Here is a 26,451-nt window from a genome sequence, read left to right as displayed (position 1 = left end):
CCATCGCCGTAGCCTGTTCAGCCGTACAGCAGCGGAGTGCTGCCCAAAGCAGACCGGGTGTCATAGGACTGCGATAGACAACAGGGGTTAACCCGCTGCTGTTAACCGCTGCCACTTGGAATAGGGACACGGTTACGGCAAGCTGAACCCACCAGCATCGATCGGCAGAGGGCTATGGCAAATCACTTGCGTCGCGCTCGCCTTGCCAGGGGTTGGTCCCAGGCAAGGTTGGTCCATGAGATCGAGCAGTATGCCCGCCGACGCATGGTAATGATCGCTTCCACGAACAGCCTTGGGGTATACGTCTCCGAATGGGAAAACGGCCGACGGAAGATCTCAAGCAGTTACGCGGCCATCCTGCGGAGCCTCCTCGGCACGACCGATGACGAACTATTTTCCGATAGCGTGCCCGTTGACGACGACGGGAACGGTTACGCACGACTGGTCGAACGACTCGACGCCTCGCACTCGGTCGGTCAATCAATGGTGCACACCCTTCGGCATCAGACGGAACTTCTCCGCACCATTGACCGTCAGCTCGGGGCGGCGCAGTTTGTCGACCAGATGCAGAGCCATCTGTCCCGTCTTCAGGAGAGCCTGTCATTTGCCGTGCTGCCATCTGCCAGGCAACCGCTCGCACGCGCTCTGGCAGAAGCCGCATCGCTCGCGGCATGGCAGGCCCTCGATGTCGGAGCGGCGGATCGCGCCTGGCGGCACTACGAACTGGCGAAGAGCGCCGCACGGGAGGCTGACGACCCGCTTCACCTCGCTCACGCCATGGGCGAGCAGGCATACGTCCTGGCCGATGCCGGTCGACCGGAGCTGGGGGCGCAGCTCGTGCAGGAAGCACAGGCCTGCGGAGGAAGTCGGTTGTCGCCTCGACTGTCGTCCTGGTTGGCCGCCGCCGAAGCAGAGCTGTGGGCGCTCAGCCGACGCCCGGACAACTGCCGCCACTCCCTTGACCGAGCGAGCCGACATCTCTCAGGCGTCACAGGAGTTCGCGACCCCAATCTGCCAGGGATTTTCCTCGACGAAACTCACCTCCGCCGATGGCGGGGACATTCGCTGGCGCTGCTGGGCGACCCTCGGTCTATCGACGAGTTGTCGGCGGCTTTGGTCGCGATGGACGACACCTTCGTGCGAGCCGCGGCGGGAATGCGCTGCGATCTCGCGCAGGCGCATTTGGTCCGGGGAGAAAGTGAGGAGGCCCGCTCTCATCTACGAGAAGCCGGCTCGCTGGTGAACCTGACCGGATCTGTGCGATATCGACGCCGGATAGATCGGATCAAGGGCTTGACGGATTGGGCGCCAGGCCAGCAATGACGTGCAGGATGGCGACCAAGGTTCCCGACCCCGCCAACTCGCCGCGCGCCATCAGGTCCTGCATCTCACTCAGCGGCACCCACTCGACGCGACCGGCCTCCTCCGCGTCTGTTGGCGGGCCGACATAAGTGGCACCACGCCCAACGAAGATTTCATGTGGCGAGTCGACCATGCCGATCATCGGCTGGTAGGTGACCACACGGGTCAGAGACGAGGGCCGCCAGCCGGTTTCCTCCTCCACTTCCCGGCTTGCCGCCGCTACCGCCCCCTCGCCCGGTTCGACGATGCCGCCGGGCAGTTCCCAGCTTGTTTTACCGGGAATGAATCGGTAGCGCCGCAACATCAGAACTCGATCGTGCTCGTCGAGCACGGCGACGACGGCGACACGATCCAGCCGAACGACATGGTGGGCGAAGGGTTCGAGTCCTGGCGGCTCCACGTCGACCAGATCAAGTCGCAGCCAACGGTCCTCATACACCGTCCGCTCGCCCAGAATCCGCCATGGCCCCGGCTCGCCCGTCGTGTTCTCGTGCACCCCGTGAAGCTACCGTCGCCCACTACACCGGACATCTCATCTGTAGCGGCAGCACCTGATCTTGACTCGTGAATGCAGGGCTGCGTGCCGACTTCCTGTCGGATAGTGTCCGTCCGACCACGCAAACGGAACCGTTAGCGCGATCGGAAGACGGAGGCGGCATGGCCAGCATCGAGGAAGTCAAGGCGGCGCTGATGCAGGCCGCCGAGCAGGGCAACGCCACCATCAACCAGATTCGTGCCGCCGCCGACAACACCGAACAGATGCTTGCCCGGCTACGCGCCATCTCCGCAGGCACCGGGCACCCGACCATCGCCGAAGCCATCGCCCGCGGCGAACAGAGCAAGCAGCGCCTGGCCGAAGCCATGGCCCTGGTGCAGGGCAGCTCGGAGGCGGCCCGCCGCTACATCAGCGTCCTCGGCTGAGCATCGGCCACAGCGATGAGCGTTGGCGAGGTCAAGGCGTCTCTTCGCGCCGCCATCGAAGCCGCCCGCCAGGGGCGGCGGGTTTTCGACCAGGCAGCCTCTGACGCGGAGGCGGCCACCCGAATGGCGGACGCCGTGCTGCGGGGCAGTCGGAACGACGACGTGAAAGCGGTACATCAGGCGCTTGCCGCTGCCAGCGCGGAGGCCGAACCGACCCGCCGTCGCTTCGACAACACGGCCATACACGCAGCGGCCTACCTCAACCGGCTCGGATGAGCGCCAGCATCGCCGCACTGGTCGCGCAGCTTCTCGCCGTACGCGAAAAGCTTGATGCCACCGCCATCACGGCGCTACGGGCCCGGACGGATGCGGAGCAGGCCGTGACGCACCTGACCGCGATAACGCGGGGTAGCAGTGACCGGCGGGTGAGCGCCGCTGTCGCGGACGCCGAGGTGGCCCGCGACAAGGCTGGCCGCTACGCCCGCCTCCTGGCCGACGCTGCCCGACACATCACCGTGTATGTCAACACCATCGCCCCCGGCGCCGCGTCCTCCGGCCCAGTTGATAGGGCATCGCCGTCCGGCGAGCGCCTGGTAGAGGAAGCAGAAGGCCGCAGTCGGAAAGCCGAGGCATTCCTACGCCGGCACGTCAGGAAGGCGGACGATTCCGAGGACACCCTCAAGCAGACTGAACAGTCGATCACCACCGGTCTTCGCGAGCTGCAAAAGAGCTTTAAGGGCTCGGGATCGACAGGAAGTACGGCATCTGCATCCGCCAGCCCCGGAACGCCGGTTGACCGCCCTCAGTTGGAGCATCCGGCCACATCAGTCATCATGGCTGCTGGCGCAGTCGTGGTGGGCCTCCGAGGTGTCTGGAGAATGGCCAAGAAGCGCCGCGAGAGGAAGCAATCTGATGAGCAGCCCTGAGATGGTCGACTACATCCGGACGATGGTCAGAGGCGACCACGAGGCCAACGACCGAGTCGAGGCCCGCCTTGACCAGCTCGGCTGGGACGGCTTCCCAACCCTCCTCGGTGCCGTCTTCTACTTTGCGGTCAACCGACGCTTCGACGAACGGACGCCTCCCGGAGAGATCATGCGGTTCGTGGCCGACATACGAGCGGCAGCTCCGGCCGGCGCGCCAGAAATCGACGCCAATGCCGCCGAGACGCTGATCCGGGCGGCCGTGGATCCCGATGTCGAGACAGCCATCGATCCGCAGATGGCCGGCCGCGTCCAGGGGCTGGTGATCCTAGCCATCTTGGGCAATGACGCCATTGCCGACGACGACCTAGACGCACTGCTCGCCGATGCCGTAGCGCTGGCCAACCGAGTGTGAGCCGACACTGGACAACTGCGACCGAGAGAACGGCAAGATTAAGAGGGCTGACCCGTCTACGCTCCAGCTCCGGCTGCTGGCGCGAACCCCAACGCCTTGATCCCCGATCGCGCCAGCAAACCAACCCGCAGTCAGTTACCGGACAGAAGCGCAGACACAGACCAAACTGCTGACGCCTAGGTCTCCGACCGGCAAGCGGAATCGGCCACGCGGATCCCCCGACATCCAATTGGGCAACTCTTTCCGTTCGTACGCGCCGACGGTCACGCCGCTTTCCGCGCCGGATCGCGAGTAACTTCTCGTACCACCGCCTTTACGAGGAGTCACTTGCATGTCTGAGGAGACCTGGCTCGCTGCCCGACTGATCCCTACGTCGGGCATCAACGGCGCGGAGGAACAAGAGCGTCGAGCGACCTCCGCCCTGCTGGCGGTGATGAGCGCGGTCCGGGAGTTCGGGCGTGCGCTGACCCAATCCCTCGGCGCACCGGCCGGATCGGTGCAGACCTTCATCGAAGTCCCGTTCAAGCTCGGAAACCAGCAGCTCTTTCCGGACGGTCTTATCCGTGTCACGCGAGGACAGCGGCAGTGGACGGCGCTGGTGGAGGTAAAGACCGGCAGTAACGCGCTGAAGACCGAGCAGTTGGAGGCATACCTGGATATCGCCCGGGAGCAGGGCTTCGACGCCCTTATCACGATCTCCAATGAAATCGCCCCCGTTCCGGGTCAGCATCCGACCGCGATCGATCGCCGGAAGTTGCGCAAGGTCGCCCTGTACCACCTGCCCTGGACGGAGATCCTGACCCAAGCGGTGATCCAGAAGGAATACCGCGGCGTCGCTGATCCGGACCAGGCGTGGATCCTGGGCGAGCTGATCAGGTATCTCGAGCATCCCCGTTCAGGCGCGCTGGAATTCAGCGACATGGGGCCGGCCTGGGTGCAGGTGCGCGACGGAGTGTCAGCCGGAACGCTGCGGGCCAGTGACAGCGGAGCGGCGGACGTGGTCGGGCGCTTCGACGCCCTGATCCGTTACGCCTGCCTGCGTCTCGGACGACAGTTGGGCACTGATGTCACCCCTGCGCTGAGCCGCCGCGATCTTAGCGATCCGGCCGCGCGCACTCAGGCGCTGGTCAACCAACTCTGCACTACCGGAACCCTGACCGGCAGCATCAGGATTCCAGGCGCGGTCGGCCCTCTCCAGGTCATGGCCGACCTGCGGGCCGGGCAGATCGTCTGCCATGTCGATGTCGACGCCCCTCGTACCGGCAGACCGACCACGAGGGTGAACTGGTTGATTCGCCAACTGAGGGACGCGCCGGAGACGGTCCGCATCGAGGCGTTCGTCATGCATGCCCGAGGCGGTGGTGCGACTGATCTCCTGCGCCAGGTCCGCACCGAGCCCACGACGCTGATCGTCGACCCCACCCGCGAGCTTCGGGCGTTCCGGGTCGCCCAGAGCACGGCGGCGGGAACGAAGCGTGGCAGCGGACGGGGCGCCTTCATCGATTCTGTATTACAAGCGATCGACGACTTCTACGAGCAGATCATCCAGAACTTGAAGCCGTGGATGCCCGCCCCGCCGCGCCTGCGTACGCCCGAAGACGTCGCGCCCGTGCAGCCGGTCGCGGCCAGCCTCGTCTCCACCGCCATTTCGTCCCAGGACAGCCCAGAGTTCGATACGCCGACGGCGAGGGACAGCAACTCTGCAGTTGGCAGCCAGTCGGTGGAATGATCCGAACCCGGTGAGCCCCGTACCTCAGACCTTTCACCCGACATGACCGGTCGAGCGTCGATCAACGTTGCGGCTGGGGCGGGGATTCACCAGGTCAGGACGGCGCCCACGGTCCGCTGACGAACTGGCCGTTGCCGACGAACGGCTTGACGTTGGGCACGCACCCGCCCAGGCCCATCGTCTGGGTCATCATGACCGGGGCCGGTTTGCCGCGACCGCCACACTTCATGTGGGCGAAGCCGAGGAAGTGGCCGAACTCGTGATTGATCACGCCGGCGTGGTACTCGTCGATGCTGACCGGGTATCCCGGTGACCCCTGGAGCCACCGCCGCAGGTTGATCATGATGGTCTTGCCGTACTTGCAGGAGTAGACCCCCTCGGTGTCGACGCCGCTCGCGCCGCAGAGCCTGTCCACTGTCCTCGGTGTCGCGAGCCGCACGTCGACGTCGACAGTCGAGCTGCCCACCCGCTGGAAGGACCACGACGCCCGGTTCAGGTTCACCGCCGCGTTGGTGACCGGGTGCTGCGCCGACGTGGCCCATCCGTTCGGTGCGGCCAACACCTGCTCGATGCTCGCGGCGAACCGGGCCGGCTTCCAGGCGGGGATCTCACCCCAGGCGATGCCCTTCTCCACCGAGACGCTGTAGCGCACCCGCTTCTTGCCCTTGCCGATCACGCGACCGTTGCCGGTGGCGGTGGTGAAGGTGCCGGCGGCCCTGGTGGGGACCTGCGCGTCGGTCGGGATGTCCGGGGTCGGGCTGGAGGTCGGCGTGTCGTCGAGGCTCGGCGCTGAGCTCTGCGTACTCGGGCCGGAACGTGGGACTTCGGCCTGCCCGGACGCCGGTGCCGACAGGCCACAGGCGGCGGTCGCCAGCACCGCTGCCAACGAGATCGGCACGAGCAGCCGTCCGTTGATCCGCACGTCGGAACCTCCAGGAGCAGTCACGGGTGAGTGAGGAACACCGGAAGGCTACGTGACTGCCTGTAAGGAAAATGTCAGGATGATCGGTGCCGACGCACGCGCAAAAGCGCATAGATCCGGCATGAAACACAGATGCGAGTCACCCTAGGTGAGCGACGCGGTCGCTGTGAGCGAGGTCAGGCGGCCGCTACGACGTGGTCGATCACCAGGTGGGCGGCACCGGTGATGCCGACGTCCTGGCCGGCGGCGACCCGTTCGATGAGCAGGGTCTGAGTGGCCAGCGGGAGGCACCGCTCGTAGAGGGTGGCCCGCATACTGGCCAGCAGCGGCTCACAGTCGGCGAGCCGACCACCGATGGCCACCACCTGCGGGTTGAAGAAGTTGACCACCACGGCCAGGATCTCGCCGACGGCGCGGCCGGCCTGCCGGGCGAGAGCGGTGGCCTGTCGGTCACCGTCGTCGATCAGCCGGATCACACCGGTCAGGTCGGAGACCGGCACGCCCTGCTCCCGGAGCGCGGTGACCAGCGCGGCACCACTGGCCACGGCTTCCAGGCAGCCGGCGTTTCCACAGGTGCACGGTGGCGCGGGATCGGCCACCACCCGGCAGTGGCTGATGTCCCCGGCCGACCCTTGCGCGCCCCGGTGCAACCGTCCACTGGAGATCACACCGGAGCCGATTCCGGTGCCAGCCTTGATGTAGACGGCGTGGTCCAACTCGGAATGCGCGGTGCGGTGCGCGCCGAGTGCCATCAGGTTGGCGTCGTTGTCCACGACGACCGGCACGTCGACGCGACCGGCGCAGAACGCGGCGACGTCGAAGCCGTTCCAGCCGGGCATCCGCGACGGGCTGACGATCCGCCCGGTGGAGTGCTGCACCGGGCCGGGGATCCCGATGCCGACGCCGCGGAGCGCACCTGGCGCCGAGCCGCCGCCGGCCGCCGGATCGCCGCCGACCAGCGTGGCGACCTCGGCGAGTAGCGCGCCGAGCACCGCCTCCGGGCCGTCCTCGATGCGGACCGGCAGGGTGCGGGCCTGGACCACCCGCCCGGAGAGATCCAGTGCGCCGACGCGGGCGTGATGCGCGCCGAGGTCGATGGCGCCGACCACCGCGCCGCCGGTGGGCACGGCGAGTTGACGGGGCCGCCGTCCACCCCGGGACCGCCCGGCACCAGCCTCCTCCAGCAGCCCCTGGCTGATCAACGCCTCGACCCGCTGGGAAACCGTCGACGGGGAGAGCCCGGAGAGGCGGGACAGGTCGGCCCGACTGACGGCCGCACCGGTGGCCACCCAGCGCAGTAGCTCCCGGGGGCCGCCCCGGAGGGCATCGCGTGGCGCGTCGTCAATCGTCACGTCAGCTTCTTAGCACCCGCAGTTTGTTCAAGCAACCGGTTGACTTAGTTTGCTAGCTACCTTTAGATGACGCTGTTGGTTCGATATGAAGCTGACTTAGTTTTGTAGTCGAAGGAAGTGAGGCCGTCTGGTGGCACCGGAGACGACGGGTGCGAACCGACCGATGGTGTCGGTACGCGGCCTGAACAAGTGGTTCGGTCCGCTGCACGTGCTCAAGGACATCGACCTCACGGTGGCCGCCGGCGAGGTGGTCGTCGTGGTGGGGCCCTCCGGCTCCGGCAAGTCGACACTGTGCCGCTGCCTCAACCGGTTGGAGACCATCGGGCAGGGCAGCGTCGAGATCGACGGTGAGCCGCTGCCCGCCGAGGGTCGCGCGCTGGCCCGGCTGCGCGCCGACGTCGGCATGGTCTTCCAGTCGTTCAACCTCTTCGGCCACAAGACGGTGCTGGACAACATCACCCTCGGCCCCACCCGGGTCCGCCGGATCCCTCGACCCGAGGCGCGGCAGCAGGCGTTGGCCCTGCTGGAGCGCGTCGGCATCGCCGACAAGGCAGACCACCACCCGGCCCAACTCTCCGGCGGGCAGCAGCAGCGGGCCGCGATCGCCCGAGCCTTGGCGATGCAACCGAAGGTGCTGCTCTTCGACGAGCCGACCTCGGCCCTCGACCCGGAAATGGTCAACGAGGTGCTCGACGTGATGGTCTCCCTCGCCGCCGAAGGGATGACCATGATCGTGGTGACCCACGAGATGGGCTTCGCCCGTCGCGCCGCCGACCGGGTGGTCTTCATGGACGACGGCCGGATCGTCGAATCCGGCGAACCCGACGACTTCTTCGCAGCTCCGCGCACCGAGCGGGCCCGCGACTTCCTATCCAAGATCCTCCAGCACTAGCCCCCAACGGGAGGGTGTCATGTCAATCCTCAAGATGAGCTTCACCGGGCGGCGGTCGCTCGCCCTCACCGCCACCGCGGTGGCGGTGGCCCTCGCCGCCGCCGGCTGCGGCGGCGACAGTGGCGGCAGCGCTCCGACGCTGCCCGGCAACCCCGGTCTGGGCGGCGACGGCGTGGTCGCTCAGTCGGTGTACGACGCGGCTCCGGTCGCCACCGACGCGGACATCCCGGCCGGTTCGACGATGGAGGCGATCCGCAAGCGCGGCTACCTGAACATCGGCGGATCCCTGGACGCGCCGCTGCTCGCCCAGCAGAACCCGGTCAGCGGCACCATCGAGGGCTTCGACGCCGACATGGCGAAGTTGCTGGCGAAGTACATCATCGGCAAGCCCGAGGTGAAGACGACGACCATCGGCACCCAGACCCGGGAGGCCATGCTCCAGGCCAAGTCGGTGGACGCGGTCTTCCAGACGTACACGATCACCCCGCAGCGGGCCACCCAGGTCGCCTTCGCCGGGCCGTACCTCACCTCCGGCCTCGCGGTCGGGGTCCGCAAGGACGACACCTCGATCAAGAGCGTCAAGGACCTCGCCGGCAAGACCGTGATCGTCGGGGCGAACACCCCCGCCGTCACCGCGCTGCCCACCGCCGCCCCCGGCTCGAAGCAGATCGCCTTCGGCACCGACCCGCAGGCGTTGCAGGCGCTGCTGCAGAAGCGCGGCGACGCGTACGTGCAGGACTTCACGCTGCTCGCCTCGGGCGCCAAGGCGAACCCGGGGATGAAGGTGGTGGGCGAGCCGTTCACCACCGAGGCCTACGGCATCGGCCTCAACAAGGAGGACGCGCAGTTCAAGGAGTTCGTCAACAACTGGCTGAAGAAGATCCAGGCCGACGGCACGTGGGCGAAGGTCTGGGAAGGCACCCTCGGCTCGGTGGTGGAGGGTGGGGCACCCACCCCGCCCGCCCTCGGTTCCGCCGACGGCTCCTGAGCAGCCTCTCGTACCGATGGAAGCCCTCACCGCCCACCTGAGCGAGCTTGGCCACGGCCTGGTCACGACGGTCGAACTGACCGTCGTGACCACCGTCGGCGCGATGCTGCTGGGCATCGTCGTGGCCACTCTGCGGATCGCCCCCGTCCCGCTGCTGCGCGCCATCGGCACCGCGTACGTGGAGGTGTTCCAGAACCTGCCGCTGCTGGCGCTACTGGTGCTCTTCGTGTTTGCGCTGCCGACGATCGGCATCACGTTCCCGCTGTTCACGTCCGCCGCGATCGTCATCGCGGTGTACGAGGGGGCGTATCTGGCCGAGGCGATCCGAGCCGGGATCAACACGGTCGGTGTGGGCCAGGCTGAGGCGGCCCGAGCCATCGGGCTCACCTTCGGCCAGTCCCTGCGGCACGTGATCCTGCCGCAGGGACTCCGGGCGGTGATCCAGCCGATCGGCAACATCTGCATCGCGCTGCTGATGAACACCTCGCTGGCCGCCGCCGTCGGCGTGGTCGAGCTGACCCAGGCGGCCAACACCGTGAACCTGGTCGAGGCTCAACCGATCGCTGTCTTCACCGGCGCGGGTCTCGCCTACATGCTGCTGGCGCTGATCATCGGTCAGGTCACCGGCCTGCTCGAACGAAGGCTGGCGATCGTCCGATGAACAAGACGCAACAGATCCTCTTCGACGAACCCGGCCCGCGCGCCCAACGGCGGATCCGGATCGCCACAGTGCTGGGCGCCGTCGTCCTGGCCGGTGCCCTGGTCGCGGCGGTCTACCAGTTCGCCAGCCACGGCGAGTTGGCCGCCGCCCGGTGGGAGCCGTTCACCACCTGGCCCATCTGGCGGTACCTGCTCAACGGCCTGTGGGCCACGGTGCGCGCCGCCGCCGCGACCGCCGTGCTGAGCGCCGCGCTCGGGCTGTTGCTGGCGCTCGGCCGGCTGTCGACACATCGACCGCTGCGCTGGCTGGCCGGCGCGTACGTGGAGATCTTCCGGACCGTCCCCACCCTGCTGCTGATCTACGTGACGCTGTTCGCGCTGCCGCAGTACGGGCTGAACTTCCCGCTGTTCTGGAAGCTCGTGGTGCCGCTGGTGGTCTCCAACTCGGCGGCGTTCGCGGAGATCTTCCGGTCCGGCATCCTGGCGCTGGACCGGGGGCAGACCGAGGCCGGCCTCGCGGTCGGGCTGCGCCGCGGGCAGGTGATGGCACTGGTGGTCCTGCCGCAGGCGCTGCTCCAACTCGCCCCGTCCCTGGTCAGCCAGCTGGTCGGGCTGCTCAAGGACACCTCGCTCGGCTTCGTGGTCAGCTACACCGAGCTGCTCTACAGCGGGCAGGTGCTCTCCTCGTACACCCACCTGCTGATCCAGACATTCCTGGTGGTGGCGCTGATCTACCTGGTGGTCAACGCCTCGCTGTCGAAGTTCGCCCGCGTACTCCAGGCCCGTAACGGCCGCTTCGGCGGACGGCGCGGCCGGCGGGCCGCCGAACTGCCCCCGCCACTCCTCGAAGGGAACACCCCCCGGTGAGCATCTTCCGCTACGCCGAACTGGCCCGGGTCGTGCGCAACGGCTTCGTGGAGAGCCGGCACTACGGCAGCGTCGTGGTGCTCGCCCCGGACGGGGCGGTCGCCCTCGCCGCCGGCGTACCCGACGAGCCGGTGCTGCCCCGCTCCACCCTCAAGCCGGTGCAGGCACTGGCCTGCCGGATCGCTGCTGGCGACGAGCTGACCGGCCCGGCACTGGCCGTCGCCGCCGGCAGTCACACCGGCGACGACCGGCACGTCGATGTGGTTCGGGCGATGCTGGCCGGGGCCGGCCTGACCGAGGACGCGCTCGGCTGCCCGGTGGACTGGCCGGAGGACGAACCGACCCGGGACCGGCTGATCCGCGCCGGCGGACAGCGCGACCGGATCCGGATGAACTGCTCCGGCAAGCACGCCGCGATGCTCGTCGCCTGCGTCGCCAGGTCCTGGAGCACCCACGACTACCTCGACCCCGACCACCCGCTCCAGCGGGAAACCGCCGCCGCCGTCGCCCGGCTGGCCGGCACGCCGGTCGCGCACCACGCTGTCGACGGCTGCGGTGCACCGCTGTTCGGCCTGTCGCTGACCGGCCTGGCCCGCACCTTCCAGGCGTTGGTCACCGCGCCCGCCGGCAGCGACGAGGCGCTGGTCGCGCAGGCCATGCGCCAACACCCGGAGTACGTCGGCGGCTGGAACGGGCACCCGAACACCGACCTGATGCGGGCGCTGCCCGGCGTCCTCGCCAAGGGTGGGGCCGAAGGCGTGCTCGCGGTGGCCGCACCGGATGGTCACGCGGTGGCGGTGAAGGCGATCGACGGTTCGCCCCGAGCCACCACCGCAATCGCCCTCGCCGCCCTCGACGCCGTGGGCGTACCGGTGGGTGGAGCCGACGCGCTGCGCCAGGTGCCGGTGCTCGGCGGCGGCGTACCCGTCGGTGCCGTCACGGCCGTCATCGACCGGGCCACAGCATCGTCTCGGACCGAAGCGGCATCGCCTCGCACGGAAAAGGAAGAATCATGAACACATTCGAGATCTGCATCGACAGCGTCGAGGGAGCGGTCGCCGCCGAGGAGGCCGGCGCCGACCGGGTGGAGTTGTGCTCCGCGCTCTTCGACGGCGGGCTGACCCCCAGCCTGGGCACCATCGAGACGACAATGCGCGCGGTCAGCCGGATCCGGGTACACGTGATCGTCCGTCCCCGGGCCGGCGACTTCATCTACTCGCCGTTCGAGATCGAGGCCATGGAGCGGGACGTCCGGGCCGCCGTGGCGGCCGGCGCGCACGGCATCGTGATCGGCGCGTTGACCGCCGAGGGTGACGTCGACGTGCCGACCACCCGCCGACTGATCGCCGCGGCGGGCGACGCCAGCATCACCTTCCACCGGGCGTTCGACATGACCCGTGACCCGCACGCCGCGCTGGAGCAGCTGATCGAGCTGGGCGTGCACCGGGTGCTCACCTCGGGTCAGGAGGTCAGCGTGCTGGAGGGTGCTCCGCTCATCGCCGACCTGGTGCGCCGGGCCGCCGGCCGGATCGTCGTCATGCCGGGCGGTGGCATCACGCCGCGCAACATCGCCCGGATCGTCGAGGCGACCGGCGCCGACGAGTACCACTTCGCGGCCCTGGTCAGCTCGGACAGCCCGGCCGTGCACCGCAACCCGGCGCCGCTGATGGGTGGCAGCCTGAACCGGCCCGAGTACGAGCGTTCGGGCACCTCGGGCACCCTGGTCGGCCAGGTGCTCGCCGCCGCCAGCGCCTGACCGACAACACGTCCTGACCAGCGGCGGGCCTGGAGGAAGACCTTCAGGCCCGCCGGTCACGGGTGCCAACCGACGGGCCAGCGCCGGCGATGTCACCCCGGTGTGACGGCGACCGGCCTCAGTAGCCCAACAGGGCGATGAGCAGCGAGGACACCTCGGCGACCAAGAGCACACCACCGGTGCCGAGCCCGACCACCGCGCTCACCGCCACGGCGCGCGCCCGGGCCACCGGCACCGCCGCGACGGCCACCACGGTGACGAGTGCGGCGACCAAGTAGATCAACGGGTAGTCGATCAGCGCCGCAACCGGGAAGAGGTGCACGCCCACAACGAGGGCGACCCAGGGGGCGGCCAGCTCATTGCGCCGCAGCAGAGCGAGCACCCCCGCACCGACCGCGGCGACGCCGAACTCGATGCCGACGACGATGCCGAAGGTGGGGCTGGTGTCGGCGTCGAACGCCGTACCGCCCGACCAGTGACGCCAGGCGAGCAAGGCCCCGGCGGCAGCCGTGAGCAGGGAAAGAACCGAACCGGCGATGAGCACCGGCCGCCACGGCTTCGGGGGCGCCTCCTGCGCCCAACCGAACCAGCTGGTGGCGAAGAAGCCGAAAACGAACGCCGTCGCCGCCGCGTCCCGGACATGGTCGGTGATCATTGGCTCCCCGATTACTTCCTGGGCTCGACGTCTGTCTTCGCCTCGTCTGTGAGCCGCACTGGCGAGCGGCAATCATGATCGCGGTAGATACTGCCGTAGCGGGGCGGCTGCTCTGCCCGCACCCGCCACGGTGAGCCCGGCCAGCAGGTCCCGGCGCGGCGAGCGGTGCACCGCCACCCGGTCGGCCCGGCCGGGCAGCAGCCCGAGGAGCCGCTCTCGGGCCACCAGGATGGCGAGGCTCATCGATGTCCGCTCGTGGCGCGCAGGTCGCGGACCGGCTTCGGGCCATCCTGGAGCAGTTCGAGGACCCCTTCGAGTGGTGAGGGGGCACAGGCCACCCCCGCCCCCTTTGCTCTGCACCCCGATAAGCACCAGTCGCAGACCGTAGCCGTCGCATCCGCGGGTGCAGAGCAAAGGACAATCGACGAGCCCTTACCTCCCGGCCACCTCAGGCACCCGGCACCAGAGACACCCAGCGGCCACGCAACCCGACATCAGGAAGCAGCGGCCTCCGCAGCCGTGGAAGCCCACTACTTCATCGTTCGAGCCTTATCATGGGGCCGTGAGCTGACTCGACGCGATGTCGTTGACGCAGCGCAGTACCGGGCGTGCGGTCAGTGCGGCGGGATCCAGCGACCGATCCACGTGCACGGTGAACGTCGTCGACTCGCCGGGCAGCAGCGTGACCAGGGCCGTGTCCACAGTGGCCGACGCGTCCAGCCGGTCCGGGAAGAGCGTCAGGTCGCGCAGCACCGTGCGGGCCGTGACCCGGACCCGCTGCCCACCGTCGACCGGCTCGACCGTCGCGTCCCAGGCCGCCGCCGGCCAGTCCACCTCCCTGTCCTCGGCGAAGAACCACAGCGCGCGCTCCGCGGTGCCACCGGACTCCGCGACCAGCAACTCGCGCCGGACATCCTCCGGCCGCGCCAGGTCCGCCGGCAACGGCAGCACCACCGAGGAGCACGCCGGGACGTCGAGGTCGACCGAGGTCTTCGCCCTCGGCTCCCCGGTGAGCGTGAACCGGGTGACCGCGGCCGATACGGCCCACGCCTCGGCGGTCTCGTTGACCGCCACCAGGGCCAGGCCGCCGTCGCGGGGTTGCACGGTGAGCAGCCGGTCGGCGTACGCGTGGCGCAGCGCGTACCACAGGGGTTTGCGGCGGCCGTCGCCGTCGACGGCCGACCAGGAGGTCACCGGCCAGCAGTCGTTGAGCTGCCAGACGATGGTGCCGGCGCAGATGTCCCGGTGGGAGCGGAAGTGCTCCACCCCGAGCTGGATCGCCCGGGCCTGGTTGAGCTGCGTCAGGTAGTGCCAGTCGTCGAAGTCCGCCGGGGTGGGCAGGTGCGCGTCGAGGCCCCGCTGGAGCTTGGCGTCACCGCCGGCCGCCTTCTGGTGGTGCGCCATGCCCGGTGAGTCGTGGGCCAGGGGTTCGTCGCTCAACGCGCGGCGCAGCGTCGCGTACGCCGGTGGGGCCTGATAGCCGAACTCGGCGACGAAGCGCGGGACGTACTCCCGGTATCTGGTGTAGTCGTCGGTGTTCCACACGTCCCAGATGTGGGTGGTGCCGTGCGCCGGGTCGTTGGGGTGGATGGCCTCGGTGCCCGACCAGGGGCTGCCTGGCCAGTACGGGCGGGTCGGGTCCAGCTCGCCGACGATCCGGGGCAGCACGTCGAGGTAGTAGCCGCGCCCCCAGGTGCGCCCGGCGAGGGCCTGCTGCCAGTCCCAGTCGTGCCAGCCCCAGATGTTCTCGTTGTTGCCGGTCCAGAGCACCAGCGACGGGTACGGCGCGAGGCGGGTCACCTGCTCGGCGGCCTCGGCGGCGACCTCGGTGCCGAACGGCTCCTCCTCCGGGTACGCGGCGCAGGCGAAGAGGAAGTCCTGCTGGACGAGCAGGCCGCGCTCGTCGGCGAGGTCGTAGAAGTCCGCCGACTCGTACCGGCCGCCGCCCCAGACCCGCAACAGGTTGACGTTGGCCGCGACCGCCTGGTCGAAGCGCTCGGCCAACCGGGCCCGGGTGATCCGGGTGGGGAACGCGTCGTCCGGGATCCAGTTGACCCCACGGACGAAGACCGGGACGTCGTTGACCGACAACGCGAACGGGGTGCCGTGCGCGTCGGGGGTGGTGTCGAGCCGTACCGAGCGGAAGCCGATCCGGTGCGACCAGCTGTCCACTGTGTCGCCGTCCGGTGCGTGCAGTGTCACAGCGATCGGGTGGCGGGCCTGCTCGCCGTACCCCCGGGGCCACCACAGCGCGGGCTCGCGGACGGTGAGGGTGAGCACGGCCGTGCGCTGCCCGGCCGGGACGACCACCTCGGCGCGGACGCCGGCCACGGCGGCGCGGACGGTCAGCGGGACGTCCGCGACACGCTCGACCTCGACGTGCACCTCCACCCGGCCGTCGCGACCGTCCATGGTGATCAGCGGACGGACGGTGGCCAGTCGAGCGGTCGACCAGGCGTGCAGGCTGATCTCCTGCCAGATGCCGGCGGTGACCAGTGTCGGCCCCCAGTCCCAGCCGAAGTTGCAGGCCATCTTGCGGATGAAGTGGAAGGGCTCCGGGTAGGCGTTCGGCCGGTCGCCGAGCCGTTCCTGCTGTGCCTCGGCGTAGCGGTACGCGGAGTCGAACGTGACGACCAGGTCGTTGTTGCCGTCGCGCAGCAGCGGTCGCACGTCGAACCGGTAGCCGCGGTGCATGTTCGCGGTCCGGCCGACCTCCACCCCGTTGACGGTGAGCGTGGCGACGGTGTCCAGGCCGGCGCAGACCAGGTCGACGCGCTCCTCGTCGCCCGCCCGGTGGACGAATGTGGTCTGGTAGACCCAGTCGGTGCGCCCGATCCAGGCCAGCGCCACCTCGTTGTCGTCGAGGTACGGGTCGGGGATCAGCCCGGCGTCGAGCAGATCGGTGTGCACGCAGCCCGGCACTGTCGCCGGCACCGACCGACCGGCGACCTCCTCGGGCACCTGCGCTCCGGGGGCCGCCCGCACCGTCCAACCGTCGTAGAGTGCCTGTCGACTCACGATGTCACCGCACCTTCCCGCATCGAAAGATGCCAACTGAACCGGATAAGCTGAGCCACGCTACGGTCCGGAATCGGGGCTGTCAACGGCCAGAGAGCGAAGGAGCACGCCGGTGAAGCGGCCGACCATCGCCGACGTCGCCCAACGCGCCGGGGTGTCCAAGGGCGCCGTGTCGTACGCGCTCAACGGGCAGCCCGGCGTCTCCGAGGCCACCCGGCAGCGAATCCTCGCCATCGCCACGGAGATCGGCTTCAGCCGCAGCAGCGCCGCCCGCGCCCTCTCGGCCGCCACCGCCGGTGCTGTCGGCCTGGCCCTGTGCCGCCCGGCGCGGACCCTCGGCGTCGAGCCGTTCTTCATGGCGCTGATCAGTGGCGTCGAGGCCGAACTCTCCGCCCGCTCGTACGCGCTGACCCTCCAGGTGGTGGCCGACCCGGACGCCGAGATCGCGGTCTACCGGCGTTGGTGGGGCGAACGACGGGTGGACGGGGTGCTCGTCTGCGACCTGCGCACCGACGACCGTCGCATCCCCGCACTCGAACAGCTGCAACTGCCGGCGGTGGTGATCGGCGGTCCCGGCGGCACCGGTGAGCTGGCGAGTCTCTGGTCCGACGACGCCGCCGCGCTGAGCGAGACGGTGGAGTACCTGGCCGCGCTCGGGCATCGCCGGATCGCCCGGGTCGCCGGTCTGCCCGAGCTGCGGCACACCGAGATCCGCACCGACGCCTTCGCGGCGGTCTGCCAGCGGCTCGGTCTGGTCGACGCGGTCACCGTCTGGTCCGACTACACCGGCGAGGAGGGCGGCCGGGCCACCCGCCGGTTGCTCAGTTCGGCCGGCCGGCCCACAGCTGTCGTCTACGACAACGACGTGATGGCCATCGCCGGCCTCTCCGTCGCTCAGGAGATGGGCCTTACCGTGCCCGGCGACCTGTCCATCGTGGCCTGGGACGACTCGCCGCTGTGTCGGCTGGTGCACCCGCCGCTGACCGCGCTGGGCCGGGACATCCCGGCGTACGGCGCGCACGCCGCCCGGCAACTGCTCGCCGTCGTCGCCGGGCAACCGGCCGGACGGGTGCAGGACGAGACACCTCACCTCACGCCGCGTGGCAGCACCGCACCGCCGCGAGGGAGATGAACCGGTTCAGCGGGACGCTGAGGGGAATTCCTCGAAGTACGCCTCGACCCGCTCGGCAGTCGCCGGCCGGGACAGCGCGAACCCCTGCCCGTACCGGCAACCGCCCCGGCGCGCGCCCTCGACCTCCGTCGACGACTCCAACTCCTCGGCGACGATCTCGACGCCCAACCGCTCGCCCACGTTGACCACCACGTCGATCAACGGCGGTTGCCCGTCCGGCCGTGCGCCCACCAACTCCGGGCCCACCTTGAGCAGGTCGATCGGCAGGCGGCGAAGCTGGGCCAGCGAGGCGTGCTCGGCCCGGAAGTCGTCCAACGCGGTGCGTACGCCCAGCGAGCGCAGCCCGGCCAGCCGAGCCACCACCGTCGACAGGTCACCGGCGACCCTCGGCTCGCTCACCTCCACCACCAGTCGCTCCGGCGGCACCCCGTACGCGGCCAGCACGGCCGCGAGCCGCTGGACGAAGTCGGGAGTGGTCAGCTCCCGGGTGGTGACGTTGACGGCCATCCACAGCTCCCGGACGCCCACCGACCAGTTGGACAACTGCCGGCAGGCCCGGTCCAGCACCCACCACTCCAACTCGCCGACCAGGTCCAGGTCCTCGGCGACCGGCAGCAACTCGGCCGGGAGCACAGTGCCGAGCACCGGGCTGCGCCACCGCAGCAGCGCCTCAGCGCCCACCGGCTGCCCGTCGGCCAGGTCGACCACCGGCTGGTAGACGAGGTCCAGCTCCCCGCGCGCCACCGCACCGGGCAGCTCGCGTTCCAGGTCGAGCCGGCGCACCAACTGTTCCTCCAGGAACGCGTCGTACCACTCCACCCGGTCCCGGCCCAGTTGCACGGCCCGTCGCCGGGCCAGCTCGGCCTGCCGGAGCACGTCCGCCGGCCCGGCGCCGCTCACCTCGGCCAACCCGATGCTCGTCTGCACGCGCAGCATCGCACCGGCCAGCCGGTAGGGCGGGTCGAGCGCGCTCAACAGTCGGGTGCCCAGCGCGTACGCCAGCACCGGGCCGGCGGCCGTGACCACAGCGAAGCCGGTTGCCGTGCAGCCGGTGACCAGGTCGTCGGGGGCGATGACCGCACGGGCCCGGTGCACCGCCTCGGCCAGCACGTCCTCCCGGGCCGTCGGGCCGAACCCCTCGGTGCCGTGCAGGTCCACTAGCAGCAGTGCACCGGCCGGCGCCGGAACGTCACCGATCGCGGCCAGGGCGTCCAGCAGGGCGACCCGGTCACCGGGGGTGCCGCCCGCCGACGCGGCTGGCCGGTTGAGCCCCGACCACGCGGAACTGTGGTCAGGCGACCAGGTGGAGCCGACGCCCGTGGCGGTGGCTGCGCCCTCCGGGACGCCGAGGGCCTGCTCGGGCGGCGACTCCGGCGTGTCCGGCCAGCGTGCCGGCACCCCACGGCGGTGCCGCAGCGAACGGCCGGCCGGTCGCCGATGAGCGGCCCGCCGGACGGACCTGGACGCGTCACCGGCGCGCAGCAGCTCGCGCAGCACCAGGGGCGGCACCGCCGCCAGGGCCAACAGCACGCTCGTCTGGTCCGGTGCGCGGCCGGCGCTCAGGTGCAGACCCGATGCCAGCAGCAGAACCGCCGCGGGGAGCACCGACCGGGGCCAGGCCGCGGCGACCGGCTCCACCGGCTCCGTGTCGTCAGTGGCATCCGCAGCGCCGACGGCGACGAGCAACATCCCGAACACCAATGGGGGTACGGCCAGCAGCGCCACCCGACCGGCCGGCGCGGCCGGCAACGTGGCCAGCAGCACCAGCCCACCCAGTGTGAGCAGCACGCCACCCCGGCAGACCGCGGCACCCGAGCGCCGTCGTGGCCCCGCGAACGCGTTCAACGCGGCCATGCCCAACCCGCCGAGTGCCAAAGCGGCGACCAGCCGGACCGGGGCCGGTGGGCCGTCGGGGGGCAGCAGCAACCAGCCGGCGAGAGCCAGACCGACGGCCGGGCCGGTCGACTCGACCAGCCACCGCAACCGGACCGGGGCCGCCGCCCGGGATCGGCCGGGGAGCCGGTGCAGACCGGCCGTCGAGAGGGCCGCCACGACCAACGACCCGATCAGCACGGCGACGGCGTGCCCGATGCCGGCCAGCGGCAACACGACGGCGGTGAGGCCCGCCGCCACCACCGCCGCGTCGAGCAGCACCCCCGCCGCACGCGGTGTCGGATCGGTGCCGCGCCGGGCGGCCAGCCGGGACAGTCGCAGGCCCGCGAGCGTGGCGCCGGCACCGGCGGCCAACGCGATCACCATCGAGGGCGGGACCAGGTCGACGGAGCCGGCGAGAAGGAGCAGCGCCACCGCCACGGACGTGGCGGCCTCCGGTGCCGCACGGCGGGGGACGAGAACGCGGAACGGGTACGCGAGGAGCACGGCGGTCGCCTTCGTGAGGGGGCACGGGGGCGGTGCGGCGGTGCGGCGGTGCGGGACATCGGACGTTGCGAGTCCGCTACCCACGATTGGCAACGATGGACGGCCGAATTGGTTACTTGCCGGTCACTCAGGGGAGACAAAGACCTGTGTCACTGTACGGCGTACCGCACGCTGCCGGCACCGCCCGCCGCGAGCCGAAACAACCCGGAGTGGGATCATCGGAGGGTGAGTAAGCCCGACACGGTCCGCTTCCGGTACAACCAAGCCATCCTGGTGGCCGCGATCATCGCCTTCGTCGGCGCCCTGCCACTGGCCAACGCCCGGGACTACCTGCTGCCGGTGCTGCTCGTCCCGCTCGCCGTCGCGGTGTGGGCCTGGCGGGCCGGCACCGACGCCGACGCGCGGGAGCTGCGCATCCGGGCGCTGGTCGGGCAGCGTCGGATCGACTGGAACCAGGTCCTCGAGCTGACCACCGACCAGCGCGGGCGCGCGGTGGCCCGGCTCGACGACGGCCACCAGGTCACCCTGCCGGCCGTCCGAGGAGCGGATCTGCCCCGACTGGTCGCGGCGACCGGCCAAACGCTGCCGGACGCTGCGGCGGAGACCCCCGGTCAGTAGCCGTCGACCACCGTGTTGATCAGCGGTTGCCCGGCGGCGAACCGGCGGACCTGATCGCCCACCAGTCGGTAGGCCCGTGGCAACAACCCGCGCACCGACCCGCCGACGTGCGGGGTGAGAAGCACGTTCGGCATGACCCAGAGCGGCGAGTCGGCGGGCAGCGGCTCCGGGTCGGTGACGTCCAACGCCGCCGAGATCCGACCGGTCCCCAGCTCGGCGACGAGCGCCTCGGTGTGCGCCACCGGGCCCCGGGCAGCGTTGACCAGCAGCGCCCCATCGGGCATCGCGGCCAGGAACTTCTCGTCGATCAGGCCACGGGTCTGGTCGGTGAGCGGCACGATCACCACCACCACGTCCGCGTCGGGCAGCAGCCGGGGCAGCTCCTCCACGGCGTGCACCCCCTGCTCCGGGCGGGCCGACCTGGCGACAAGGGTGAAGCTCACGTCGAACGGGGCGAGCCGGTCGCGCACGGCCGCGCCGATCGAGCCGGCCCCGACGATGAGCACCCGCTTGCCGGTCAGCTCGTCGGTCGGGGTGTTCTCCGCGAACGTCCAGCGCCGCTCGGCCTGCGCCCGGACGAACGCCGGGAACGCCCGCAACTGGGTGAGGATCGCGGTGACGACCCACTCGGCGGTGGACGGGTCGTGCACGCCCCGGGCATCGCAGAGCGTCACCGCAGGCGGTGTCCGGCCGGCCCAGGCGTCCGCCCCGGCGGAGAGCAACTGCACCACCGCCAGGTCGGGCAGCTCCCGCAGCACCGCCGTCCCGTCCGAGCCACCCAGGAACGGCGGCACCCAGAAGCGGACGTCGGCCGGCCCGGACGGCATCCGGTCGGTGTGCTCGAAGACCTCCACCGTCACGTTCGCGGGCAGCTCGCCCAGGAGGTTCAGGCCGGCCTGGTGCGGAATCCATACCTTCACGTCCGCCGACGATAGTCCCCGACGCGGCGGCTGGTGCGGGCACGGCGGCGAACGGGTATGCCGGACTGTGGCGCACGAGGCCGGGACGGGCGAGACTCAGCACACCGATGTTCGGCACGGGCCCGTGCGAGGTATAAGAAAGGGTCGGAGGGCCGGTCCGCCTCCGCCCGGCAGACAGGTGCACGATGACCGACGGCTCCCCCGCCACCAACCGGCGTTCGATCGCCCCACCCGCGGCGCTCGGCGATCCGGACCGGTTGCGCGCGCTCGCCGACACCGGGCTCGACGCCACCCCGGACGAGGCGTTCGACAGGTTCGCCCGGCTGGTCAGCGACCTGTTGGACGTGCCTGTCGCGTTGGTCTCCCTGGTCTCCGCCGACCGACAGTTCTTTCCGGGCGCTGTCGGGTTGCCCGACCCCTGGTCGCAGCGGCGGCAGACTCCGTTGAGCCACTCGTTCTGCCAGCACGTGGTGGACATCGAGGCCCCGATGGTGCTGCCGGACGCCCGGCTCTACCCCCGCGTCCGGGACAACCTGGCCATCGACGACCTCGGCGTGGTCGCGTACGCGGGAATGCCGCTGACCGACCTCTCCGGCAGGGTGCTCGGCTCGCTCTGCGCCATCGACAGCAAGCCCCGCGCCTGGACGGCAGCGCAGCTGCGGACCCTGGCCGACCTTGCCGCCGCCTGCTCGTCGGAGCTGCGGCTGCGGATCGCGCTCGACGGCGCACAGGAGGCGCAGCGGCGGACCGTGCAGGCACACGAGCGGCTGGAGCTGCTGGCCGGGGTGAGCGAGACGTTGGCCGGCACCCTGGACGTGGGCACCGCGCTGCGCCGGCTCGCCGCCACCATGGTGCCGTTGCTCGCCGACTGGTGCCTGCTCACCCTGATCGGGCCGACCGGCCTGCCCCGCGAGGTGGTGTCGGTGCACCGGGACCCGGCCCGCACGGCGGACATCGACCGGTTCGGCGAGCTGCTGGGCAGCGGGCTGAGCGCCGAGTCGGTCATCCGGGCGGTGCTCCGGACCGGCCAGCCCCGGCTCGGCAGCGTGGCGTCGCTGGCCGACGTCACGAGGGGCAGCACAAACCCGGAGATGACACTGATCGCGCAGCGCCTGGGCATCGCCTCCTACCTGAGCGTGCCGGTGCGGGCCGCCGGCGGCACGGTGCTGGGGGCGATCACGCTCGTCAACGGCGGCCAGCGTCAGCCGTTCGACGACCGCGACCTGCTCACCGCAGTGGACATCGGCCGCCGGGCCGGCCAGGCCGTCGGCAACAGCTCGATGTACGGCGAGCAGCGGCACGTCGCCGAGGTCCTGCAACACAGCATGCTGCCCCGGCTGCCGGTGGTGGCGGAGCTGGAGCTGGCGGCCCGCTACCAGCCGGCGGCCGACCGGGTGGAGGTGGGCGGCGACTGGTACGACACCTTCGTGCAGCCCGACGGCGACGTGATCGCGGCGATCGGGGACGTGGCCGGGCACGACATCGAGGCAGCAGCGACAATGGGCCAGCTGCGCAACCTGGTGCGGGGCGACGCCTTCGGCCGGCCGGACGCGGTCGGGGCACTGATGAGCAACCTGGACGGCGCGATCCGTGGCCTGCGGCTGCCGATCGCCGCCACCGCGACGCTGGTGCGGATCTGTCCGCAGCGCGCCGGCGTGCACGAGATGACCTGGTCCAACGCGGGGCACCCGCCGGCCCTGGTGGTCCGCTCCGGCGGGGCGGTCGAGGTCCTCCAGGCCACACCGGAGCCGCTGCTCGGCCTGGCCCGTCCGTCGCCGCGGAGCAGCCACAGCACCAGCCTGGCCACCGGCGACACCCTGCTGCTCTACACCGACGGGCTGATCGAACGGCGGGACCGCTCGATCGACGAGGGGTTGGCCGAGTTGGCGGGCCGGCTGTCCGACACCGACAAGCTGCCCCTCGACGACCTGTGCGACCTGCTGCTCGCCTCGATCCAGCACCGTGAGGACGACACCGCGCTGCTGGCCCTGCGGGCTCGGTGAGTGGCCCACCGGGGCTCATCGGGCGGGTCCATCGGCATCCGTTGCATCTCGACGGGCCCGGCCGGGTCGCGCGGCGGGCTACCCTGGGCCGGGTGAGCGCCCGTCCCCCGTACCCTCGCATCCGCCGCCTCCGGGTGGCCCTCGCGGCGTCCTGCGCGGCGCTGCTGTTCACCGCCGGTTGCAGTTTCGGTGAGCCGGAGCCCGACCCGGCCGGCGAACCGCCCAACCTGCCCACCCCGTCCGCGTCGGCGGGCCCCGGTGGCGCCGGCCAGCAGGCGGTCGCGACGGTGCTCGCCAAGGGGCTGCGGGTGCCGTGGGCGATCGCCTTCCTCCCGGACGGCGGCGCGCTGGTCACCGAACGGGACAACGGCCGGATCCTCCAGGTCGGGCCCGAGTCCGGGCCGGACGGGCTGCGGGTCCGCCCGGTGCAGACGATCCCCGACGTGGCCGCGGCGGGCGAGGGTGGCCTGCTCGGCATCGCCGTCTCCCCCGACTACGCCCGGGACCGGACGGTGTTCGTCTACTACACCGCCGAACGGGACAACCGGGTCGCCCGACTGCAACTCGGCGGGCAGCCCACCCCGATCCTCACCGGCATCCCCAAAGCCAATGTGCACAACGGCGGAGGGCTCGGCTTCGGCCCGGACAAGCAGCTCTACGTCAGCACCGGTGACGCCGGCCAGCGCCCCCTCTCGCAGGACGTGAAGAGCCTCGGCGGCAAGATCCTGCGAATCACCCCGGACGGCAAGCCCGCCGCCGGCAACCCGTACCCCAACTCCCCGGTCTGGTCCCTGGGGCACCGCAACGTCCAGGGTTTCGCCTGGGACGCCGCGAAGCGGATGTACGCCGTCGAGTTCGGCCAGAACACCTGGGACGAGATCAACCAGATCACCAAGGGCGGCAACTACGGCTGGCCGGAGGTCGAGGGCCAGGCCGGCGACAAGCGGTTCACCGACCCGATCGTGCAGTGGGCGACGTCGGACGCGTCCTGCTCCGGTCTGGCCGCCACGGACCGGCTGCTGGTCACCGGCTGTCTGCGCGGCAAGCGCCTCTGGGTGATGGAGGTGACCGACACCGGCACCCTGCTCGGAAAGCCCAGTGAGCTGCTCACCAACCGCTACGGTCGGCTGCGTGCGGTGGCCGCGGCACCGGACGGGTCGCTCTGGGTGAGCACCTCCAACCACGACGGCCGGGGCGACCCGGCGGGCGACGACGACCGGCTCCTGCGGGTGGTCTTCGCGGGTGGTGACGGCGGACGCAGCTGATTGCGTCACCATCCGTTCAGGTTTGCCAAGATCTTCCGACGGGCAGGTCAGACTCTCAGCATGGACGGGCAACGCGACGAGCGGCAGGACGACGCCGATGACCGGGACGACCCGGTGATCGGCGACGATCGGCCGCGCCGGACCGGTTGGTGGGTCGGAGCGGCCGGCCCGCTGCGCCGCCTCGGGCTGATCGTCGCCGTCCTCGCCGTGGCCCTGGCCGGGGCGGTGCTCGGGGTGCTGGCCGGTGGCCAGGTGAGCACCGACATCGGCCCGTTCCGGGCCAATCTCAGCATCTCCCCCGCCCGGGACGGCGGCACCACCGTCGACATCCCGCCGCTCGGCGCGCTGCTGCTCGACAGCCACGACGGGCCGACCCATCTCACCGTCCGGCTGGGGGCCCTCGACCAGGGGCGCACCGAGGCGCTGATCGACGACCCCGCCAGCATCAGCCGGGCCAGCCAGAGCGCGGTGGAGGACGTCCGCTCCGGGGTGATGCGCCTCGGTCTGCGTACCCTCGGCGCGTCGGTGCTCGTCACGTTGATCCTGGCCGGGCTGATCTTCCGCGACGTCCGGCGGACCGCCTGGGCGGGAGGGTTGGCGCTGCTGGTCACCGCCAGCAGCCTCGGCACGGCGGCGGCCACCCTTCGCCCGCAGGCCATCGAGGAACCGCGCTACGAGGGGCTGCTGGTCAACGCGCCGGCCATCGTCGGTGACGCCCGCCGGATCGCCAACGACTACACCAAGTACGCGGAGCAGTTGCAGCGCCTGGTCGGCAACGTCAGCCAGCTCTACACGACTGTGTCGGCGCTTCCGCTGTTGGAGCCGACCCCGGGCACCACCCGGGTGCTGCACGTCTCCGACATGCACCTCAACCCGACCGGCTGGCAGCTGATCCGGACGGTAGTGGAGCAGTTCGGCATCGACGTGGTGATCGACACCGGGGACATCACCGACTGGGGCAGCGAACCGGAAGCCTCCTTCGTGGCCTCGATCGGCCTGTTGAAGAAGCCGTACGTCTTCATCCGGGGCAACCACGACTCCGGCAAGACCGCCGCCGCGGTGGCCCGTCAGCCGAACGCCATCGTGCTGAACAACACGACGACGACTGTCGCCGGGCTGACCATCGCCGGCATCGGCGACCCGCGCTTCACCCCGGACAAGAACACCTCCCCGGCTGGCAGCGGGTTGACCCAGCAGGTGGCCGACCAGGTGATCGGGGCGGGCAACCAGCTCGCCGCGACGGTCCGCAGCTCACCGCGACCGGTCAACATCGCGCTGGTGCACGACCCGGCGTCGGCCGGGCCGCTCGCCGGCACGTGCCCGTTGGTGCTGGCCGGGCACACCCACTCCCGGCAGGTCTCCGAGCTGCCGCAGGCGCCCGGGCAGCAGCCCACCACGCTGATGGTGGAGGGCTCCACCGGCGGTGCCGGGCTGCGTGGCCTGGAGGGCGAGAAGCCCACCCCGCTGTCGATGAGCGTGCTCTACTTCGACCAGCAGAAGCTGCTCCAGGCGTACGACACCATCACCGTCGGCGGCACCGGGCAGGCCCAGGTCAACCTGGAACGACGCCTGGTGGAGAACCCGACCGCCGGCGTCCCCGCCACACCCACGCCCACACCTACGCTGAGCGGCGGCGTCCCCGCCACACCCGCGCCCACCCCGACCGGCTGAGCC

General features: G+C 70.7%; 25 protein-coding genes. 17 read left to right on the top strand and 8 right to left on the bottom strand.

Going from position 1 to position 26,451, the window contains the following annotated elements; genetic code table 11:
* The first annotated feature begins 228 nt into the window (after positions 1-228).
* Positions 229-1,323, top strand: a complete 1,095-nt coding sequence (locus AB0B68_RS18780; RefSeq protein ID WP_357261377.1) for an XRE family transcriptional regulator — start codon at positions 229-231, stop codon at positions 1,321-1,323.
* Here AB0B68_RS18780 and AB0B68_RS18775 read toward each other — a convergent pair.
* Entirely contained in the window at positions 1,286-1,858 is a 573-nt protein-coding gene (locus AB0B68_RS18775) for an NUDIX hydrolase (RefSeq protein ID WP_357203129.1), read from the bottom strand. The genes AB0B68_RS18780 and AB0B68_RS18775 overlap by 38 nt on opposite strands.
* A gap of 161 nt (positions 1,859-2,019) precedes the next feature.
* Here AB0B68_RS18775 and AB0B68_RS18770 point away from each other — a divergent pair, with 161 nt between their 5' ends.
* The 5 genes from AB0B68_RS18770 (at position 2,020) to AB0B68_RS18750 (ending at position 5,350) form a co-directional block, all read left to right on the top strand.
* Positions 2,020-2,283, top strand: a complete 264-nt coding sequence (locus tag AB0B68_RS18770; RefSeq protein WP_141908162.1) for a hypothetical protein — start codon at positions 2,020-2,022, stop codon at positions 2,281-2,283.
* A gap of 15 nt (positions 2,284-2,298) precedes the next feature.
* Positions 2,299-2,559 (top strand): hypothetical protein, encoded by a 261-nt coding sequence (locus AB0B68_RS18765; protein ID WP_357203132.1) that lies wholly within the window; start codon positions 2,299-2,301, stop codon positions 2,557-2,559.
* On the top strand, positions 2,556-3,209 hold the full coding sequence (locus AB0B68_RS18760) for a hypothetical protein (RefSeq protein WP_357203134.1): 654 nt from the start codon (positions 2,556-2,558) through the stop codon (positions 3,207-3,209). The genes AB0B68_RS18765 and AB0B68_RS18760 overlap by 4 nt, the downstream gene beginning before the upstream one ends.
* 1 nt (position 3,210) lies before the next feature.
* Positions 3,211-3,621 (top strand): hypothetical protein, encoded by a 411-nt coding sequence (locus AB0B68_RS18755; RefSeq protein ID WP_357261374.1) that lies wholly within the window; start codon positions 3,211-3,213, stop codon positions 3,619-3,621.
* Positions 3,622-3,952: 331 nt separating this feature from the next.
* On the top strand, positions 3,953-5,350 hold the full coding sequence (locus AB0B68_RS18750) for a stress response protein (RefSeq protein WP_357203140.1): 1,398 nt from the start codon (positions 3,953-3,955) through the stop codon (positions 5,348-5,350).
* A gap of 94 nt (positions 5,351-5,444) precedes the next feature.
* Here AB0B68_RS18750 and AB0B68_RS18745 read toward each other — a convergent pair whose 3' ends face one another.
* Both AB0B68_RS18745 and AB0B68_RS18740 read right to left on the bottom strand, forming a co-directional pair.
* Complete coding sequence (locus tag AB0B68_RS18745; protein WP_357203143.1) at positions 5,445-6,272, bottom strand: DUF3152 domain-containing protein; 828 nt, start codon at positions 6,270-6,272, stop codon at positions 5,445-5,447.
* A 176-nt stretch (positions 6,273-6,448) separates the two neighbouring features.
* Positions 6,449-7,624 carry an ROK family transcriptional regulator gene (locus AB0B68_RS18740; protein ID WP_357203146.1) on the bottom strand — a complete coding sequence of 392 codons (1,176 nt, stop codon included), beginning with the start codon at positions 7,622-7,624 and terminating at the stop codon, positions 6,449-6,451.
* Between the two features lie 163 nt (positions 7,625-7,787).
* Between AB0B68_RS18740 and AB0B68_RS18735 the strand changes: the two genes are divergently transcribed.
* The 6 genes from AB0B68_RS18735 to AB0B68_RS18710 are packed head-to-tail and all read left to right on the top strand — an operon-like array spanning position 7,788 to position 12,787.
* On the top strand, positions 7,788-8,516 hold the full coding sequence (locus AB0B68_RS18735) for an amino acid ABC transporter ATP-binding protein (protein WP_357203175.1): 729 nt from the start codon (positions 7,788-7,790) through the stop codon (positions 8,514-8,516).
* 19 nt (positions 8,517-8,535) lie between these two features.
* Positions 8,536-9,504, top strand: coding sequence for a glutamate ABC transporter substrate-binding protein (locus AB0B68_RS18730; RefSeq protein ID WP_357203148.1), 969 nt, complete (start codon positions 8,536-8,538; stop codon positions 9,502-9,504).
* A 16-nt stretch (positions 9,505-9,520) separates the two neighbouring features.
* Complete coding sequence (locus AB0B68_RS18725) at positions 9,521-10,165, top strand: amino acid ABC transporter permease (RefSeq protein ID WP_112582064.1); 645 nt, start codon at positions 9,521-9,523, stop codon at positions 10,163-10,165.
* Complete coding sequence (locus AB0B68_RS18720; protein WP_357203151.1) at positions 10,162-11,031, top strand: amino acid ABC transporter permease; 870 nt, start codon at positions 10,162-10,164, stop codon at positions 11,029-11,031. Before AB0B68_RS18725 ends, AB0B68_RS18720 begins: the two co-directional genes overlap by 4 nt.
* Complete coding sequence (locus AB0B68_RS18715; RefSeq protein ID WP_357203154.1) at positions 11,028-12,047, top strand: asparaginase; 1,020 nt, start codon at positions 11,028-11,030, stop codon at positions 12,045-12,047. Before AB0B68_RS18720 ends, AB0B68_RS18715 begins: the two co-directional genes overlap by 4 nt.
* Positions 12,044-12,787, top strand: coding sequence for a copper homeostasis protein CutC (locus AB0B68_RS18710; protein ID WP_357203157.1), 744 nt, complete (start codon positions 12,044-12,046; stop codon positions 12,785-12,787). Before AB0B68_RS18715 ends, AB0B68_RS18710 begins: the two co-directional genes overlap by 4 nt.
* A 118-nt stretch (positions 12,788-12,905) precedes the next feature.
* On the opposite strand, the gene AB0B68_RS18705 is transcribed toward AB0B68_RS18710, so the two are convergent.
* The 3 genes from AB0B68_RS18705 to AB0B68_RS18695 all read right to left on the bottom strand — a co-directional run bounded on the left by AB0B68_RS18705 (position 12,906) and on the right by AB0B68_RS18695 (position 16,460).
* Positions 12,906-13,442 carry a hypothetical protein gene (locus AB0B68_RS18705; RefSeq protein WP_357203160.1) on the bottom strand — a complete coding sequence of 179 codons (537 nt, stop codon included), beginning with the start codon at positions 13,440-13,442 and terminating at the stop codon, positions 12,906-12,908.
* A 72-nt stretch (positions 13,443-13,514) separates the two neighbouring features.
* Positions 13,515-13,685, bottom strand: a complete 171-nt coding sequence (locus tag AB0B68_RS18700; protein WP_357203163.1) for a hypothetical protein — start codon at positions 13,683-13,685, stop codon at positions 13,515-13,517.
* A 309-nt stretch (positions 13,686-13,994) separates the two neighbouring features.
* The gene (locus AB0B68_RS18695) at positions 13,995-16,460 is read right to left on the bottom strand and encodes a glycoside hydrolase family 2 protein (protein WP_357203166.1); all 2,466 of its coding nucleotides are present in this window, start codon (positions 16,458-16,460) and stop codon (positions 13,995-13,997) included.
* Positions 16,461-16,572: 112 nt separating this feature from the next.
* Between AB0B68_RS18695 and AB0B68_RS18690 the strand changes: the two genes are divergently transcribed.
* Positions 16,573-17,592: a LacI family DNA-binding transcriptional regulator gene (locus AB0B68_RS18690; RefSeq protein ID WP_357203169.1), complete on the top strand. Its 1,020-nt coding sequence runs from the start codon at positions 16,573-16,575 to the stop codon at positions 17,590-17,592.
* Positions 17,593-17,598: 6 nt separating this feature from the next.
* Here the strand turns inward: AB0B68_RS18690 and AB0B68_RS18685 are convergent, their stop codons facing one another.
* Complete coding sequence (locus AB0B68_RS18685) at positions 17,599-19,971, bottom strand: GGDEF domain-containing phosphodiesterase (protein WP_357261371.1); 2,373 nt, start codon at positions 19,969-19,971, stop codon at positions 17,599-17,601.
* 225 nt (positions 19,972-20,196) lie between these two features.
* Here AB0B68_RS18685 and AB0B68_RS18680 point away from each other — a divergent pair, with 225 nt between their 5' ends.
* Positions 20,197-20,589: a PH domain-containing protein gene (locus AB0B68_RS18680; protein ID WP_357199590.1), complete on the top strand. Its 393-nt coding sequence runs from the start codon at positions 20,197-20,199 to the stop codon at positions 20,587-20,589.
* Here AB0B68_RS18680 and AB0B68_RS18675 read toward each other — a convergent pair.
* A complete protein-coding gene (locus AB0B68_RS18675; RefSeq protein WP_357199587.1) occupies positions 20,583-21,509 on the bottom strand; it encodes a 2-hydroxyacid dehydrogenase in 927 nt (308 codons plus the stop codon). The two genes, AB0B68_RS18680 and AB0B68_RS18675, sit on opposite strands and share 7 nt — an antisense overlap.
* Positions 21,510-21,694: 185 nt before the next feature.
* Here AB0B68_RS18675 and AB0B68_RS18670 point away from each other — a divergent pair, with 185 nt between their 5' ends.
* From AB0B68_RS18670 to AB0B68_RS18660, 3 genes are all read left to right on the top strand, one after another.
* Entirely contained in the window at positions 21,695-23,512 is a 1,818-nt protein-coding gene (locus tag AB0B68_RS18670; RefSeq protein ID WP_357261368.1) for a SpoIIE family protein phosphatase, read from the top strand.
* A gap of 92 nt (positions 23,513-23,604) precedes the next feature.
* Positions 23,605-24,777 (top strand): PQQ-dependent sugar dehydrogenase, encoded by a 1,173-nt coding sequence (locus AB0B68_RS18665; RefSeq protein WP_357261365.1) that lies wholly within the window; start codon positions 23,605-23,607, stop codon positions 24,775-24,777.
* 60 nt (positions 24,778-24,837) lie between these two features.
* A complete protein-coding gene (locus AB0B68_RS18660) occupies positions 24,838-26,448 on the top strand; it encodes a metallophosphoesterase (RefSeq protein WP_357261362.1) in 1,611 nt (536 codons plus the stop codon).
* Positions 26,449-26,451: the final 3 nt, after the last annotated feature.

Source organism: Micromonospora sp. NPDC049049, from assembly GCF_040649115.1.
Taxonomy (GTDB): Bacteria; Actinomycetota; Actinomycetes; order Mycobacteriales; family Micromonosporaceae; genus Micromonospora.
The sequence above is the reverse complement of the archived record's forward strand: the minus strand, read 5'-3'. Positions and strand labels throughout refer to the sequence as shown.